The sequence below is a fragment of the Mesorhizobium sp. BR1-1-13 genome, from assembly GCF_020165515.1.
GTDB lineage: Bacteria > Pseudomonadota > Alphaproteobacteria > Rhizobiales > Rhizobiaceae > Mesorhizobium.
Genome location: NZ_JAIUIH010000007.1, coordinates 191,729 through 205,119, shown reverse-complemented (window position 1 = coordinate 205,119; position 13,391 = coordinate 191,729). Strand labels below are relative to the sequence as shown.

Sequence of the window (13,391 nt, the reverse complement as noted above, 5' to 3'; positions counted from 1 at the left end):
TCAGATCCGCATGCATCGCATCGGCCACATCAGCGGACGCTGTGACGATGCCGGCTTGGCCAAGAGGAAAACGTCCACAGACACCCTGCCGCGCAACGCGGCTTCACAACGCGACAACCCCCAAAGCCGGAGGTCTACCTGCACAGTTTCAAAAAAGTCGATGATGGACGAAGTTATTGTGAGAAGTACGCCGGCCGGCGTGATCGTGAATGTCCTCCCTACTCGAACATGATCCGAGCGGTGCCTCTTTTGGCAATCAACAGTCTCCGAGCCTCCTGGATCCGCTCAGCCTGTTGTTTGGAATAGGGACCCATTGGCCGAGTCTTTTCATCGCCGCGACGGACCCTGCAGTACCAGCGGCCCCTGTCCGAAAAAATTTCGACCGAGGTCGGCGCCTCATCGGACGCTTCCCTGGCCACACCTGTAGCGAACTTGACGATCTTTGAATGATGCTGAACCGCGTCCAATCCGCTGGTGGTGCTCGGTTCCTGTTGCATTGTGGACATTGGTCGAACTCCTTTCAGTCACAGCGACGCACCGCTGCGCCATACGGGTTGCGCTCTCTATGGATCGCGGTGCCCAAGAGCGCTTGCTAACTTGCCATTTGGCGCTCCATTTCCATCTCCGCCCCTAGACTTTCGATGTCACGGAAGATCGAAGCGACAGCCAGCGTGCGCCCTTCGCGCTTGAAGCGCAGCAGGCAGTCCCTGGCACCGATGTCTCCATCGACAGCAATCTCGTCCCATTGCCCGGCATGGCCGACATAGTTGATGGGAACGTCATAGTGCTGGCTCCAGAAGAACGGCACGGCCGCGAATTTCTCGCGATGCCCGAGCATGTTCAGGGCCGCGGTTTGCCCCTGCCTCTCTGCAACCACCCAATGCTCGACCCGAATGTTCTCGCCAGTGTGATGATCCGGCCACCGCGCAATGTCGCCGGCCGCGAATATGTCCGGTGCGCTCGTCTCCAGAAAGGCATTCACGACGATGCCGCGGTCAAGAGTGAGGCCCGCCTTTTCGGCAAGCCCGGTCCGCGGCCGCACGCCGATGCCGACGACGACGAAATCCGCCGCCAACGTATCGCCGCTGCTAAGTTTCACCTTCCTGCCATCGATGCTGGTCGGCGTGTTCTCAAGATGGAAGACGACGCCCTTCTCCTCATGGAGTGCGCGGATGAAGTCACCCATTTGGGGACCGAGGACCCGTTCCATGGGTCGTTTATCCGGCGCCACGACATGAACTTCGATATTGCGCGCGCGCAGCGCTGCGGCAACTTCCAAGCCAATGAAACTGGCGCCAAGCACGATGGCGCGGCGCGCAGTCGTGGCTCGCTCGATGATCGCCTTGCAATCTGCAAACGAGCGCAGCGTGTGAACGTGTGGCTGATCCGCGCCGGGGGTGGAGAGGCGCACTGGTTCGGCCCCCGTGGCAAGTAGCATCCTATCGTAAGGAATCCTGGTTCCATCAGCCAGAATGACCTCCCGAAAACGCAGGTCGATATCGACGACCTTCATATTAAGACGCAGGTCGATACTGTTTTTTGAATAGAATTTCTCGCCGCGCAGCGGGATCCAATCCTCCGGGGCCTTCCCTGCGAGGTAGTCCTTGGAGAGATTCGGCCGGTCGACGGGCGGCGCATGGTCGTCGCTGATCATGACGATGCTGCCCTGGTACTGCTCTCGCCGCAGCATTTCGGCCGCCGCGAAACCGGCCGCGCCGCCGCCGACGATGACGATTCTCTCGGGGGCCCGGCCAGCGCTTGCGCCGCGCGGCTTCGGCGCGGTCCGTTTGAGTTTCTCGCCCACGAATATCCGCCCATCGCGCTGTTTCACCGCCCAGCAAGCGAGTGGATTGAAGGCAGGCGCTCGCAAGGCTTCGCCTGTGCGCAAATCGAAGCAAGCATGATGCCACGGGCACCGAATGGTATCCGCCACCACAAGACCGTCACCGAGCGGTCCGCTATAATGTGTGCATGTCGCGCCGATGGCGAATATCTCGGCCCCGCGGCGCACCAGCAACACCTGCTCGTCGCCACAATGGCCGACAAGCTTTCCGCCATCGGGAAGGTCGGACAGCGCGATCCCCTGGACCAGATCCGGTCCGTTTAATTTAGTATCAGCTTCAGCCATATTCGCCTCCTTGGCGATCCGGGTCAAAACCACTCGTGCGGCGAAGCGGCACACTGCTTCAGGATACCTTCTGCCTGGCTAGTGCGCCTTCAGATTCTCAGCATTATCTGCGCCAACATTCCGACTGCGTCACGCACTGGTCTGAGTGGCTTCAGACCGCAGTCTCCCGCTCTGGCGCTCATCATGCAAACGAATTTAATCGGTATTTGAGTGCAGTTTTCATGATGGCTTCCCTCCGCGATTCCACTGCGCACAAGCCTAAGCGCTGTTGGAACAATCAACCCCGCAGGCCCTTGTTTGACGGTTTTTTGCGAGCCGGTCGGCCACCCCGTCGAGACAGAATGAGACGCCCTGCCCCCGCGTCCGGCCACGATCATCTTCTCCGCCATTGATAGCCGTGCTTCCTGCGAGCGCACCTCGAACTTCGGCCAGACCGAAGCACCAAAAAAACGCGCTCAAAGGGTTGCCCATTACGGATGCGGACGCATATTGGGACGCGGGTATGGAGTGCGGTTCGCTGGGCACGAGCCACAAACACGTGATTAAGGTGACGGAACATTGCGAGACTCCGAACTGCCCAAATCGAACTTCGCTACAGCAGCCGCAGCGACTCCGAGGCTTTTGACTAGAGCATTCGGAGGACGTAGAGAATGCGCAGTCGAGACTGGATCCGGCAACAGCGGCTTGCTGACGCCCAACGACTCAGGGAACAGATCGCCCAGCTCGAAACGGACCTAGTTGCCGAAAGAGGCGCCTCGAAGCGAAGAAGGCTCATCGAGACCGGCTTTCACATCCATTCCTGCAAGTCGCGACTTGAACGGCTGGAGCGCTGCATCGCTGCCCTGCAATCGACCCAATCAGCATTGGGAAGACCGCCTGCAATCGGCCCGTCGTCCGCCCGCGAAAAAGTAGCGTGGGCGGTCCGGGGGCAGCACGATCCTGCAGCCGAGCTTGGATGCCAGGCTTTTTGCGGCATTCGCAAGTCGCTGCCCTGCAAATAGCCGAGTTGTGCGGGCGTCATCACCACAGTGCCGTCGGCGGCCGAGGGCCAGATGAAGCGGCCGAGCTCAAGCTTCTTCGTGAACAGGCAATCACCCGTCATGCCAGATCACCTTTTGATCAAGCACCCTGCCGCCCGCGGAAAGAGAACAAGTGGCCGCTGTGCGGATGCCACTTCAAGGTCTCATGCACCATCAATGCGAGGCCGGGGAAGCCCTGGCGCATGTCCGTATGTATAACCAGTGGTCAGCGACACCTTCGCATCGCGCGGGACCGGGATCATCGTCGCTCCAGCACATCCAGGACTCTGCCGAGCGCCTCACTGTCCGATGTCACTCTCGACCCGCAGGCGGCGGGCGCCGCCAAGCTCGATCGTCACCATGCTGCCCAGGCGGCTTTGGTTCAGAAACATTCACAGTGGGGCGGAGCGGTTCGGTCTGCGACATCAGGCGTCGGCCCGCGTACGCAGCGCCTGCATGACGCTTTCCTCAAAGGCCCCAGGCACCCTGCCCCCTTCGACCAGCTGGGTCGCGTCCCAGCTACGGCTCAGGCTTCCGTCGGCCATCAGAACGGCGCGGTTGCAGAGCGTCGGGACGGCCTCCACCACATGGGTCGAGACGATGGCGGCATGCCGCCCGCTCGCGCAGAGCGCGGTGATCACACGTTTCACCTCCCAGGCGGCGCATGGATCGAGGCCGTTCAGCGTCTCGTCGAAGATCAGAAGTGGCGGCCTGCCGAGAAGGGCGGCGAGAATCGCGAACTTGGCTCGCGTGCCAAGCGAGTATTCGGCGATCGGTAGGTCGATGCAGCGTCTGAGATCCAGCCGCTCCAGAAGGTCGCCGCAGGGCAGGTCGTCCGGCGCGCAGCCGCGGATCGAAGCGACGAGATCCATATATTGGCGCCCTGAAAGCGGCGCCGGCAATTCATGCGGCTCGATAGCAAGGCCGAAGCCAGCTTTGGCGCGCTCCGGCGCGCCGGCAAGCCCGATACCATCGATCGCCACCCTACCGCCGAGCAACGGGATCTGGCCAGTGATCGCCCTGATAAGCGTCGATTTGCCGGAGCCATTGGCGCCAAGCAGGCCGATTATGTCGCCCCGGCGGAGCGAAAGATCGATGCCGCGAACGATCATGCGCCCGCGATAGCCGGCGCTGAGCTCATTGACGGCGAGGACTTCATCCATTGCGATACCTCTGTCGGGTTCGGTGCCACAGGAAGAACACCAGCGCGGCCAGGCCGATCAGCACGGTGCGGCCATATTCTAGCGTCTCGTAGCTGCTATAGGTGAGCGCGCCGGCGAAACTCAGCATGGCGACGAAGGGCGCGTTTAGGAAATAGGCCCCGAACACCGCATAGGCGCCATTCAGCACCAGCAGCCAGAGGCCGCTTGCGACCGGCACCGGCCAAGCCGACGGCTCGGCCGCAAGCGCCGCGCCGGCCGGCAACAGGAAGAAGGCGAGCGACAATTGCAGCGGCAATCGCATCAGCCGCAACCAGACGCGGGTAAAGCCGATGGGCGCCGTGCGTAGCACCGGCGACCCGAGCGGCTGGCAATGCAGGCTAAGCATGAAGACAAGAATGCCGCCGGCCAGGCCCGCGGCCGCCGCTGGCTTGGCCGTGCCGCCGGCCAGGCTTGCCGATGCGCCGACGATGGCCGCGAGCGCAGGCAGCAGGCCGGCGGTCACCAGCTTCCAAGACGGCCGTATATTGCCGCCCGGCAGCTTCCAGGCCCAACTTGACAGCCAGCGCGGACGGGCCTGGTCGAGGCCGCGCAGCCAGGGCCTTCCAATCGGCGCCGTCTCGCTTCCCGCCTCTTCGAGGAGAAGACGTGGCCGTCGCAGGCGCCAAAGCGCTGCCGCGCCGAAGCTGATGGAAAACAGGATCGCAGCGCCCAGGCCCCAGGCAAGCGCCAACTGCTTTCCAATGACGATGCAGGCGCTTCCAATCAAAACGGCAACCAGAACGCCAAGCGGCGCCGCAAGCGCGAACATTGCCTCGCCCGCTATGCGGCGGCGCTGCCCGGGGGCAAACGGCAGCGCTTTGAGGAAGGGCGCGAAGGCGCGTTGAAGGCAGAGCTCAGACACCGCGTTGCCGGCGAGCATCCCGAGCACCGCCAAGGCAAGTGGCAGGCCGAGAGTCCACAGAAGCTCGTCGTGGCGGAGTTTTGGCGCGGCCGCGCGCAGCGCGATCACGATATCGGCGACCGCATAGGCCAGCAGCCCACCGCCGCCAAACCCAATCCAGAGAAGATCGTGGCGCCGCATCGCGCGCAGGCCGGCGACCAGCTCTCGCCAGAGCAATATCAGGACAAGCCCGTCGTTCCGCATTGGACCGTCATCATGTTTTTCGATGTTGAAATAGGTCACCGCAATTGTGCCGCGAGTGCGGCGACGGCTCATCCGCCGCCGGCCGGCTTTGCATTGACGTTCTTCATGGCGGCAAGCAGATAATCCTGCACCGTTGCCTGAAGATTGGTCGTGGCGGCGCGCACCGCGGCCATCGCCTGCCTGACCGCCGCCTCGTCGAAGGGTTGCGCCTTTTCGATCGCCGTCAGGTCGGCGCGCGCCGCGCGCAGCTGCCGCAGCGCTTCGAACGTGCGCGCACGGTTGTCGCGCATGACCGTGCGGAATGTCTTGCGCACCTCTGGCGAGTAGGCGCCAGCGACCTCCGCGAGCAAGCCGCGCGCAACGGCCGCCTGGCGCAGGCCATGCGCGGCATAGCCAATCAAGAAGAAGTTGAGGGCAAGCGACAGCGCGAGCACAACCAGCACGGTCGCCCATATCCAACAGCGCCTGGTCATAGCGGATTCCCCTCGCCCGGATCGGCCGCGATCGCCGAGCCTCCATCATCTGCAAGCCCGGCGCCCGCGGCGAGCGCCAGAAGTTCGGAATCCTGCGGCTGGTCCTGAAGGCGCGCCACCTGGTAGCCGGCGAGCGTCGCGGCGACGAGGACGGCTGCGGTGCAAGCGGCGAGGCCCGCCGGCGTAACAAGGAAGCGCGGCAGCCGGAACGGCCGCGCCGCGCCGCGCTGGATCCGTGCCATCACCTCGCGCGCCAGGGCGCGATCGTCTCCATCGACCAGCGCTGCCTGCCGCACCAGCCTGTGGAGCGCGCCGGCATCGCCGTCAAGCGCCATGAACGCCAGGGCAGGCCCTCTCAAGGGCGCTGGCCAGGCGTCGATATCGTCGCCGAAACGGCGCCGGTTCTTCTCGAATTCCTCGCGTGTCATGAGGACTTCCTTTCGCGACCCGGGGCCGCATCTGCCAAAAGATCCCTGAGCGTACGGCGCCCTCGCACGAGCAACTGCTCGACCGAACCCGTGCTGGTGCCCATCACGTCGGCTATGCCGCCGATGTCAATCTCGGCGACGGTCCTTAGAAGCAGCGCCATCCGCTGACGCTCCGGCAGGCGGCACAGGCCATCGCGCACGATCGCCAGTTCCTGCCTGGCCGCCGTCACGGTCTCGGCATTTGCTTCCGGCGCCGCGGGCTCCTCGCCGATGTCCTCCAGGCCGAAGAAATTGCGCAACGCACGGCGCCGGCGCTGGTCGATGCAGCGGTTGGCCGCGATCCGGTAGAGCCACGTCGAGGCACGTCCCCTGCCGGGGTCGAATCGAGGGGCCTGCTTCCAGACGGTCACGAACACCTCCTGCACCACGTCCTCGGCGTCGGCGGCGTAGCCGAGATAACGCGTGGCGAAAGACCGCAGCCCACGGCCGTGGCGTGCCATGAACTCGGCCAAAGCCGCCTGGTTGCCCGCGGCGATGTGGGCCAAAAGCTCGTCGTCGCCGCAGGATGCTTCACCCGGCACGGCGGCCGGCACCGGTTGACGAAGCATCGACGGCGAGGACGACATCCGCGACGGTCCGGTTCGGCAGAAAAGCGAATTCCGACGTCAAGTCCCTCACCAGATGTCAGCGGCGCCAGCGGCGAAAGCCGTGAACCGTGTTGCCGTTCGGGCCTGTGAAGCTGCCGACCGAGCGGCCGCGAAACGGCCCGGCCGCGGAATAGCGTTGGCCCGAAACGGTCTTGCCGTTCGGCCCCGTGGCAGAATAGCTCCTGGAGCAGCGGTCAACAACGCCGGCCTTGCAGCTGGAACCGGACGTGTAAGTGCCGCCGTTCGGTCCGGTTCGCGTCGTCGAGCCGGTATAGATGTTGCCGTCCCGGCTGACGCTGCGGCTCAACTCGCCGCCCTGAGCGGTCTTGCGTGTCCAGTCCTCCGCCGAGGCAGGGGAAGCGGCCGACCAGACCACCGTTGCGCAGAGGCTTAGCAGTGCGAATTTGGCTTTGGAAATCATGTCATTTTTCCTTTCAGATCGCGCATCGGTCAGTTGGCGTGAGCGGAGACGACGTTGCGAATGGTTGCAATCTCGTCGGCCGAGAGCCTGCCGTCGCCGTTGCGGTCGGCGAGATCGAAGAGCGGCGTGCTCGCCTGAAACTCGTTCCCGGTGACCTCGCCATCGCCATTCCTGTCCAAGCGCCGCAAACGATTGCCGAGGCGGGCCTCGGCCGCCTCGGCGCGATCCTCGATGGCTTGCCTGGCGATTTCGATCTCCTTCTCGTCGATGACGCCGTCGCCGTTGCGGTCGAGCCTTTTGAAGATGCGTTCGCGGGCGGCGAGTATTTCGGCCTTCGAGATCGCACCGTCGCCGTTGATGTCGAGGCGCTGGAGGATGCGTTGGCCGGGCATGTCCTTGGCCGTGGCGGCGCAGATCGGCGTGAGGCCTAGAAACAGGCCCGCAAGGATCGCTGAGCGTTTCATGGATGGTTCCTTTCGATTGTGACGTCGCGAGGGAGCGACTATCGGCCAATACGCAGCCCGGTCCGTGCTCCTACGCCGTCGGCCGGATTTTTTTCGTTGGCCGCCACAGCGTCAGTCCCGCGCATCGAGCTCCCGAAAAAATTCGGGGCCGGCGCGTAGGAGCCGTCGAACTCCCGCGTAAGAGATGCTGCAGGGACGGTCCGCGGCGGGCTGTCGACTACAATGGAGACCCAGATGACCAAGATCTTGACCGCCCTTGCGGGGCTGCTTCTGTGCGGCTGCAGCGCATTCGCAGCCGAACAAGGGGCCAGGGAGGCGTTCCGGCGCATCGACACCAATGGCGACCGGAAGCTCGAGTTCAGCGAAATCCAGGCCGCGCGAGCGCGGATGTTCGACCGGCTAGATGCCAACCACAATGGCGTGCTCGATCCTGGCGAGGTGCAGGCGGCAATGGAAAAGGTCAAGTCGAGACGCGACGTCCAGGCCGCACGGTTCACCGGCCTGCAGGTCGAAGCAAGCCGCATGGACCGCAACGGCGACGGCAAAATCTCGCGCGACGAATTCACGGCCGCCATCCCCGACCGGCTGCTGCAGGCGGACACCGACGGCGACAAAGCATTGTCGATCACCGAGTTGCGGGCGTTGCGGCGCCAGTGACCACACCAGACCAGAGGAGACAATCGATGAAGAGAATGATCCCTGCTTTGTGCGGCGTGATGCTCAGCACTGCGACCCTTGCCTCGCCGGCCGATGCCATGCCGCTTGCCACGCCGGCGGCCCCGGTGGCCGTGACCAGCCAGGCGACGCCGGTCTGGTACCGGCAGGGCTTCTACGTCGTCGGCGGCGCCTACTACTACAATGGCCATCGAGGCTACTGGCGGGCGCGGCCCGGCTACCATTACTACAATGGCTACTGGTTCCCGGCCGCCGCCTTCGCGGCCGGCGTGGCGGCCGCCACGGTTGCGCCACCTCCGCCCCCCGCGGCGCGCCTGGCGGCCGCCCATGTGCGTTGGTGCTATGACCGCTACCGCTCCTACCGCGCCTGGGACAACAGCTACCAGCCCTATGGCGGTCCTCGGCAGCAATGCCGGTCGCCCTATAATTGAAACCCGGCGCCCGCCCCTCATCGGCGCCGGAAGGAGGCTCGCCGATGCACAACCGGTCCATGCCAGCCAGTGCGGTCATACCCGTGCTTTCCTACCCCGACGTCGAAGCGGCCAGCCGTTGGCTTTGCGAGGCCTTCGGATTCGAATTGCGGTTGACGATCGCCAATCACCGCGCCCAACTCGGCTTCGGCGAAGGGGCTGTCGTCGTCATCGGTAGGGGCGGACGCTTGCCGCCGGACGGCGAAGCGATCTCAGCAATGGTGCGCGTCGCCGACGTCGACGCGCATTGTCGAGCCTTGCCATCGGCCTGGGCGGGTGGCTTGAGAGCGGGGCGCTCACGCCGATCCTGGCGGACTGGTCGACGAGCAGTTTCCGCTTTGCGCCTATCATCCGTCACGCCACATGCCGCCGGCAAAAGTGCGGGCTTTTCCGGGTTTTGTTCTACGGATCGCGGCGAAGAGATGACCACGCCCTTCTCAGTCGCGTCGACCATCCGGACCATCTCAGCGCACTGGAAAAAGTGCGGTGGCAGGTCAATTTCATCGGATGGCGTCCAATCAAAGCCGGCGCGCGCGGCTATGTCTGTTGGACCGTGGACGGGATACGCCCACCCTGGGCATTGAACAGATGGAGTTGGGTCAGGTCCGGCGCCAGGAAAACAAGCTGACCTGGCGCTACACGAATCCGTTCGCGCAGCAGTGCGCTTAGCGTGTTGTCGCCGGCCTTGGCCATGACAAGGGTTTCCGCACCTGTCGGTTCGACCACTTCGACCACGGCCGGCACACCGCTGTCGGCTAGCCTGAGATGTTCGGGCCGGATGCCCCAGGCGAGAGCACTTTCCGTCTTTCCCGATAGCGGTAAAGGAAAGACCGTGCCGTCGCTGGCGGTAAACCCATCGGCTGTGGTGCTGCCTTGCAGGATGTTCATCGACGGCGAGCCGATGAACTGTGCAACGAACAGATTGGCCGGCTGGTCGTAGAGGTCGAGCGGGGCGCCGACCTGTTCGACGACACCGCCATTCATGACAACGATCTTATCGGCCATGGTCATGGCCTCGACCTGGTCGTGGGTGACGTAGACGATGGTGGTTCCCAGGCGCTGGTGCAGCGCCTTGACCTCGGACCGCATCTGCACCCGTAGCTTGGCGTCGAGGTTGGAGAGGGGCTCGTCGAACAGGAAGACTTTCGGGTCGCGCACGATGGCGCGCCCCATGGCGACGCGCTGGCGCTGGCCGCCGGAAAGCTGGCGCGGATAGCGCTCCAGCAAATCTTGCAGTCCAAGGATCGTTGCGGCGCGCACGATCTTGGCGTCGATCTCGCCCTTGTCGGTCTTCTTCAGCGTCAGCGCGAAAGCCATGTTCTCGCGGACCGTCATATGCGGGTAGAGCGCATAGTTCTGGAATACCATGGCGATATCGCGGGATTTTGGGGCGACGTCGTTGATGACCTTGCCGTCGAGCGCGATCTCGCCGGTGCTGATGTCTTCGAGGCCGGCGATCATCCTTAGCAGGGTCGACTTGCCGCAACCGGACGGACCGACCAGGATGACGAATTCACCCGACGCGATATCCACTGACACGCCGTGGATGACCCGCGCCTTGCCATAGGCCTTCTCGACACCCAATATGGTGACCGCGCTCATTGGTGTTTTCCCCTAGAAAGAAACCGTGTCGCCGCCCTTGAGCTGCAAGATCTGCCGCGCCTCGTCAGGGGTGGCCACCGAGGCGCCGAACCCCTCGATGATCTGGCGCACCTTCTTCACCTGCTCGGCGTTGGATTTTGCCAGCTGGCCCTTGCCGATCCAGAGCGAGTCCTCCAGCCCGACGCGCACATTGCCGCCCAGCGCGATGGCCTGGGTGGCGATCGGCAACTGGCTGCGCCCGGCGCCCAGCACGGACCAATGATAGTCATTGCCGAACAAGCGGTCGGCGGTGCGCTTCATATGCGCGATGTCCTCCGGATGGGTGCCGATGCCGCCCAGGATGCCAAACACGCTCTGGACGAAGAACGGCGCCTTGACCAGGCCGCGTTCGACGAAATGGGCAAGCGTATAGAGATGGCCGATGTCGTAACACTCGATCTCGAAACGCGTGCCGTTTTCCGCACAGGTGCGCAGGATATGCTCGATGTCACCAAAGGTGTTGCGAAAGATACGGTCGCGGGAGCCTTCGAGATAGGGGCGCTCCCAATCATGCTCGAAGGTCTTGAAGCGCTCAAGCATCGGATAGAGCCCGAAATTCATCGAGCCCATGTTCAGCGAGGCGACTTCCGGCGCGAAGGTGGCTGCCGGCTTGACCCGCTCCTCGACGGTCATCGTCGCAGCTCCGCCGGTGGTGATGTTGATGACGCAGTTGGAGCGCTGCTTGATCACTTTCAGGAAGGGTGCAAAGGCTTCGGTCGACTGGTCGGGCCGGCCGTTGACGGGATTACGCGCATGCAGGTGGACGATGGCTGCACCAGCCTCCGCCGCCCCGATCGCGGCGTCGGCGATCTCTTGCGCGCTCACCGGCAGATACGGCGACATCGATGGCGTATGGATCGAGCCGGTGACCGCGCAGGTGATGATGATCTTGTTCTGGTTCGCCACTTGAAAATATCCTCGTCCTTTGATCGCGCCTTATTTCACCGCACCTTGCGTGATGCCTGAGATGAACTGCTTCGACAGCACGATATAGAGCAAGGTGATCGGCAGGGCCGCCAGCGTCAGCCCGGTGAACAGCACGCCCCAATCGGTGGTGAATTCGCCGACGAAGACCGTGAGGCCCTGCGGCAGCGTCTTGAGATTGTCCGACGTGATCAGCACCAGCGGAAAGAAGAAATCGTTCCAGATCGGCACCGCATTCTGGATTGCGACGATGACCAGCGCCGGGCGCGCCAGCGGCAGCATGATCGAGCGCATGATGCGAAATTCGCTGGCACCGTCCATGCGCGCCGACTCCTCCAGTTCGCGCGGCAAGGTTCTGAGAAAGCCGGTCATGATGAACACCGCGGAGGGAATACCCATGGCAACATAGACCAGCACCAGGCCGGCATAGCTGTCGACCAGGCCAAGCGAATCCAGCTGGATGAACAATGGAATGATCGCCAGTTTCAGCGGCACGGTCATGCCGCTGAGGAAGAACATCAGCGCCAGTGCGCTCAACCTGAATTGATAGCGGGCGATGGCATAGGCGGCCATGGTGCTGAACAGAAGGATCAGTGCTACCGCGGCCATGGTGATGCCGAGGGAATTGGCGAGGTAGCGGACGAAATTGGTTTCGCTCCACACACGCTCGGCATTGGCCAGCGAAAAGTGCGCCGGCAGGGCGAAGGGCGAGCTGAAGATCTCGGCATTGGTCTTGAAGGACGACATCACCATAACGAACAGCGGATAGATCATGATGACAGCGTTGATCGCCAGCATCAGCTGGATGCCGCCGTTCTTCAACAACTCGCCGGGTTCCCGGGTGCCGACCATTGCGCTCACAGTTCGATCTCGCGACGGCGCAGATAGCGAAGCGCGATTGCGGTGACGCCGGCAACGATGATGAACATCATCACCGCCAGCGCGCTGCCCTGGCCGAAATCCTGGATGCCTGTTGTCGTCGAGCCAAAGGCCGTGCGGTAGAAATAGAGGCCGAGGACATCCGTCGCGCCGCCGGGCGAACCGGTGAGGCCGGCCATCACATAGGGGATTTCGAACCAGTTGAAGCTGCCGATGAAGGTCAGGATGGTGACGATGGTGACGCTCGGCGCAATGAGCGGCCAAATGATGCGCGTCATCAGCACATAATCGCCTGCGCCGTCGAGGCGGGCGGCCTCGATCACCTCCCTGCCCACGCGCTGCATGCCGGCGAGCAACACCAGCGTCGGGAAGCCGAGCCAGTGCCAGACATTGGCGAACAGGATGCTGCCCAGCGCGGTGTTTTCATTACCGAGCCACGGGATGGCGCCGATGCCGACAAGCGCCAGTGTCTGGTTGACCAGACCAAACAGCGGATGCAGGAACAGTTTCCACAGGAAGCCGACGATGACGGCCGACAGCACGACAGGCAGAAAGACGATGACCTGGTGGATGCGGTGGCCGGGCAACGCCTTCAGCAATGCGTAGGCAAGCAGGAAGGCGGTGCCGTTCTCGAACACCATCAGGGCCACGAAGGCGATGATGTTGTGTTTCAGCGCATTGTAGGTCCAGCCGCTATAAGGCTGTTCGAACAGCACCTTGCGGAAGTTTTCGAAGCCGATGAATCCGGTCGGCTGCAGGCCGTTGAACTCATAAAAGGCAAGGCGGAAGGCTGAGAGCAGCGGCCACAGCACGAAGAGTACCATGACCACCAGGGCCGGTGTCAGCAGGGACGCGATCCAGAGTGACCGGCGCCAGGGAAAGGCTTTTGTGGTGTGGCGCCGGCCGCTGTTCATT

General features: G+C 63.4%; 16 protein-coding genes. 2 read left to right on the top strand and 14 right to left on the bottom strand.

What is annotated here, in order from left to right; translation table 11 throughout:
• Window positions 1-592: 592 nt before the first annotated feature.
• From LB533_RS18150 to LB533_RS18110, 10 genes are all read right to left on the bottom strand, one after another.
• On the bottom strand, window positions 593-2,128 hold the full coding sequence (locus LB533_RS18150; RefSeq protein WP_140643289.1) for an FAD-dependent oxidoreductase: 1,536 nt from the start codon (window positions 2,126-2,128) through the stop codon (window positions 593-595).
• 787 nt (window positions 2,129-2,915) lie between these two features.
• Window positions 2,916-3,230 (bottom strand): hypothetical protein, encoded by a 315-nt coding sequence (locus LB533_RS30165; protein WP_348641710.1) that lies wholly within the window; start codon window positions 3,228-3,230, stop codon window positions 2,916-2,918.
• Window positions 3,231-3,247: 17 nt separating this feature from the next.
• On the bottom strand, window positions 3,248-3,322 hold the full coding sequence (locus LB533_RS30160) for a hypothetical protein (RefSeq protein WP_411970897.1): 75 nt from the start codon (window positions 3,320-3,322) through the stop codon (window positions 3,248-3,250).
• A 250-nt stretch (window positions 3,323-3,572) separates the two neighbouring features.
• On the bottom strand, window positions 3,573-4,310 hold the full coding sequence (locus LB533_RS18140; protein ID WP_140643089.1) for an ATP-binding cassette domain-containing protein: 738 nt from the start codon (window positions 4,308-4,310) through the stop codon (window positions 3,573-3,575).
• Window positions 4,303-5,526, bottom strand: coding sequence for a hypothetical protein (locus tag LB533_RS18135; protein WP_224557518.1), 1,224 nt, complete (start codon window positions 5,524-5,526; stop codon window positions 4,303-4,305). Before LB533_RS18135 ends, LB533_RS18140 begins: the two co-directional genes overlap by 8 nt.
• Window positions 5,523-5,927 (bottom strand): periplasmic heavy metal sensor, encoded by a 405-nt coding sequence (locus LB533_RS18130; RefSeq protein WP_140643091.1) that lies wholly within the window; start codon window positions 5,925-5,927, stop codon window positions 5,523-5,525. The genes LB533_RS18135 and LB533_RS18130 overlap by 4 nt, the downstream gene beginning before the upstream one ends.
• Entirely contained in the window at window positions 5,924-6,355 is a 432-nt protein-coding gene (locus LB533_RS18125; RefSeq protein WP_140643093.1) for a hypothetical protein, read from the bottom strand. Before LB533_RS18125 ends, LB533_RS18130 begins: the two co-directional genes overlap by 4 nt.
• Window positions 6,352-6,981, bottom strand: coding sequence for an RNA polymerase sigma factor (locus tag LB533_RS18120; RefSeq protein WP_224557521.1), 630 nt, complete (start codon window positions 6,979-6,981; stop codon window positions 6,352-6,354). Before LB533_RS18120 ends, LB533_RS18125 begins: the two co-directional genes overlap by 4 nt.
• A 58-nt stretch (window positions 6,982-7,039) precedes the next feature.
• Complete coding sequence (locus tag LB533_RS18115; protein WP_140643095.1) at window positions 7,040-7,423, bottom strand: hypothetical protein; 384 nt, start codon at window positions 7,421-7,423, stop codon at window positions 7,040-7,042.
• Window positions 7,424-7,452: 29 nt separating this feature from the next.
• A complete protein-coding gene (locus LB533_RS18110) occupies window positions 7,453-7,887 on the bottom strand; it encodes an EF-hand domain-containing protein (protein WP_140643097.1) in 435 nt (144 codons plus the stop codon).
• A gap of 234 nt (window positions 7,888-8,121) precedes the next feature.
• Here LB533_RS18110 and LB533_RS18105 point away from each other — a divergent pair, with 234 nt between their 5' ends.
• Together LB533_RS18105 and LB533_RS18100 are read left to right on the top strand one after the other, a co-directional pair.
• A complete protein-coding gene (locus tag LB533_RS18105; RefSeq protein ID WP_140643099.1) occupies window positions 8,122-8,544 on the top strand; it encodes an EF-hand domain-containing protein in 423 nt (140 codons plus the stop codon).
• Between the two features lie 26 nt (window positions 8,545-8,570).
• Window positions 8,571-8,993 carry a BA14K family protein gene (locus LB533_RS18100; RefSeq protein WP_224677867.1) on the top strand — a complete coding sequence of 141 codons (423 nt, stop codon included), beginning with the start codon at window positions 8,571-8,573 and terminating at the stop codon, window positions 8,991-8,993.
• A 576-nt stretch (window positions 8,994-9,569) separates the two neighbouring features.
• On the opposite strand, the gene LB533_RS18095 is transcribed toward LB533_RS18100, so the two are convergent.
• From LB533_RS18095 to LB533_RS18080, 4 genes are read right to left on the bottom strand one after another with little or no spacing between them, the layout of a single operon-like run.
• On the bottom strand, window positions 9,570-10,634 hold the full coding sequence (locus LB533_RS18095) for an ABC transporter ATP-binding protein (protein WP_140643102.1): 1,065 nt from the start codon (window positions 10,632-10,634) through the stop codon (window positions 9,570-9,572).
• Window positions 10,635-10,646: 12 nt separating this feature from the next.
• Window positions 10,647-11,579, bottom strand: coding sequence for a 3-keto-5-aminohexanoate cleavage protein (locus tag LB533_RS18090; protein WP_140643104.1), 933 nt, complete (start codon window positions 11,577-11,579; stop codon window positions 10,647-10,649).
• A 30-nt stretch (window positions 11,580-11,609) separates the two neighbouring features.
• Window positions 11,610-12,449 carry a carbohydrate ABC transporter permease gene (locus LB533_RS18085; protein ID WP_224557531.1) on the bottom strand — a complete coding sequence of 280 codons (840 nt, stop codon included), beginning with the start codon at window positions 12,447-12,449 and terminating at the stop codon, window positions 11,610-11,612.
• 5 nt (window positions 12,450-12,454) lie between these two features.
• Complete coding sequence (locus LB533_RS18080; protein ID WP_140643108.1) at window positions 12,455-13,390, bottom strand: carbohydrate ABC transporter permease; 936 nt, start codon at window positions 13,388-13,390, stop codon at window positions 12,455-12,457.
• Window position 13,391 lies beyond the last annotated feature (1 nt).

Excerpts from the sequence above, each read along its gene's own strand:
- LB533_RS18150 (WP_140643289.1), bottom strand. The coding sequence starts at position 2,128 with ATGGCTGAAGCTGATACTAAATTAAACGGACCGGATCTGGTCCAGGGG.
- LB533_RS30165 (WP_348641710.1), bottom strand. The coding sequence starts at position 3,230 with ATGACGGGTGATTGCCTGTTCACGAAGAAGCTTGAGCTCGGCCGCTTC.
- LB533_RS18140 (WP_140643089.1), bottom strand. The coding sequence starts at position 4,310 with ATGGATGAAGTCCTCGCCGTCAATGAGCTCAGCGCCGGCTATCGCGGG.
- LB533_RS18135 (WP_224557518.1), bottom strand. The coding sequence starts at position 5,526 with ATGAGCCGTCGCCGCACTCGCGGCACAATTGCGGTGACCTATTTCAAC.
- LB533_RS18130 (WP_140643091.1), bottom strand. The coding sequence starts at position 5,927 with ATGACCAGGCGCTGTTGGATATGGGCGACCGTGCTGGTTGTGCTCGCG.
- LB533_RS18125 (WP_140643093.1), bottom strand. The coding sequence starts at position 6,355 with ATGACACGCGAGGAATTCGAGAAGAACCGGCGCCGTTTCGGCGACGAT.
- LB533_RS18120 (WP_224557521.1), bottom strand. The coding sequence starts at position 6,981 with ATGTCGTCCTCGCCGTCGATGCTTCGTCAACCGGTGCCGGCCGCCGTG.
- LB533_RS18115 (WP_140643095.1), bottom strand. The coding sequence starts at position 7,423 with ATGATTTCCAAAGCCAAATTCGCACTGCTAAGCCTCTGCGCAACGGTG.
- LB533_RS18110 (WP_140643097.1), bottom strand. The coding sequence starts at position 7,887 with ATGAAACGCTCAGCGATCCTTGCGGGCCTGTTTCTAGGCCTCACGCCG.
- LB533_RS18105 (WP_140643099.1), top strand. The coding sequence starts at position 8,122 with ATGACCAAGATCTTGACCGCCCTTGCGGGGCTGCTTCTGTGCGGCTGC.
- LB533_RS18100 (WP_224677867.1), top strand. The coding sequence starts at position 8,571 with ATGAAGAGAATGATCCCTGCTTTGTGCGGCGTGATGCTCAGCACTGCG.
- LB533_RS18095 (WP_140643102.1), bottom strand. The coding sequence starts at position 10,634 with ATGAGCGCGGTCACCATATTGGGTGTCGAGAAGGCCTATGGCAAGGCG.
- LB533_RS18085 (WP_224557531.1), bottom strand. The coding sequence starts at position 12,449 with ATGGTCGGCACCCGGGAACCCGGCGAGTTGTTGAAGAACGGCGGCATC.
- LB533_RS18080 (WP_140643108.1), bottom strand. The coding sequence starts at position 13,390 with ATGAACAGCGGCCGGCGCCACACCACAAAAGCCTTTCCCTGGCGCCGG.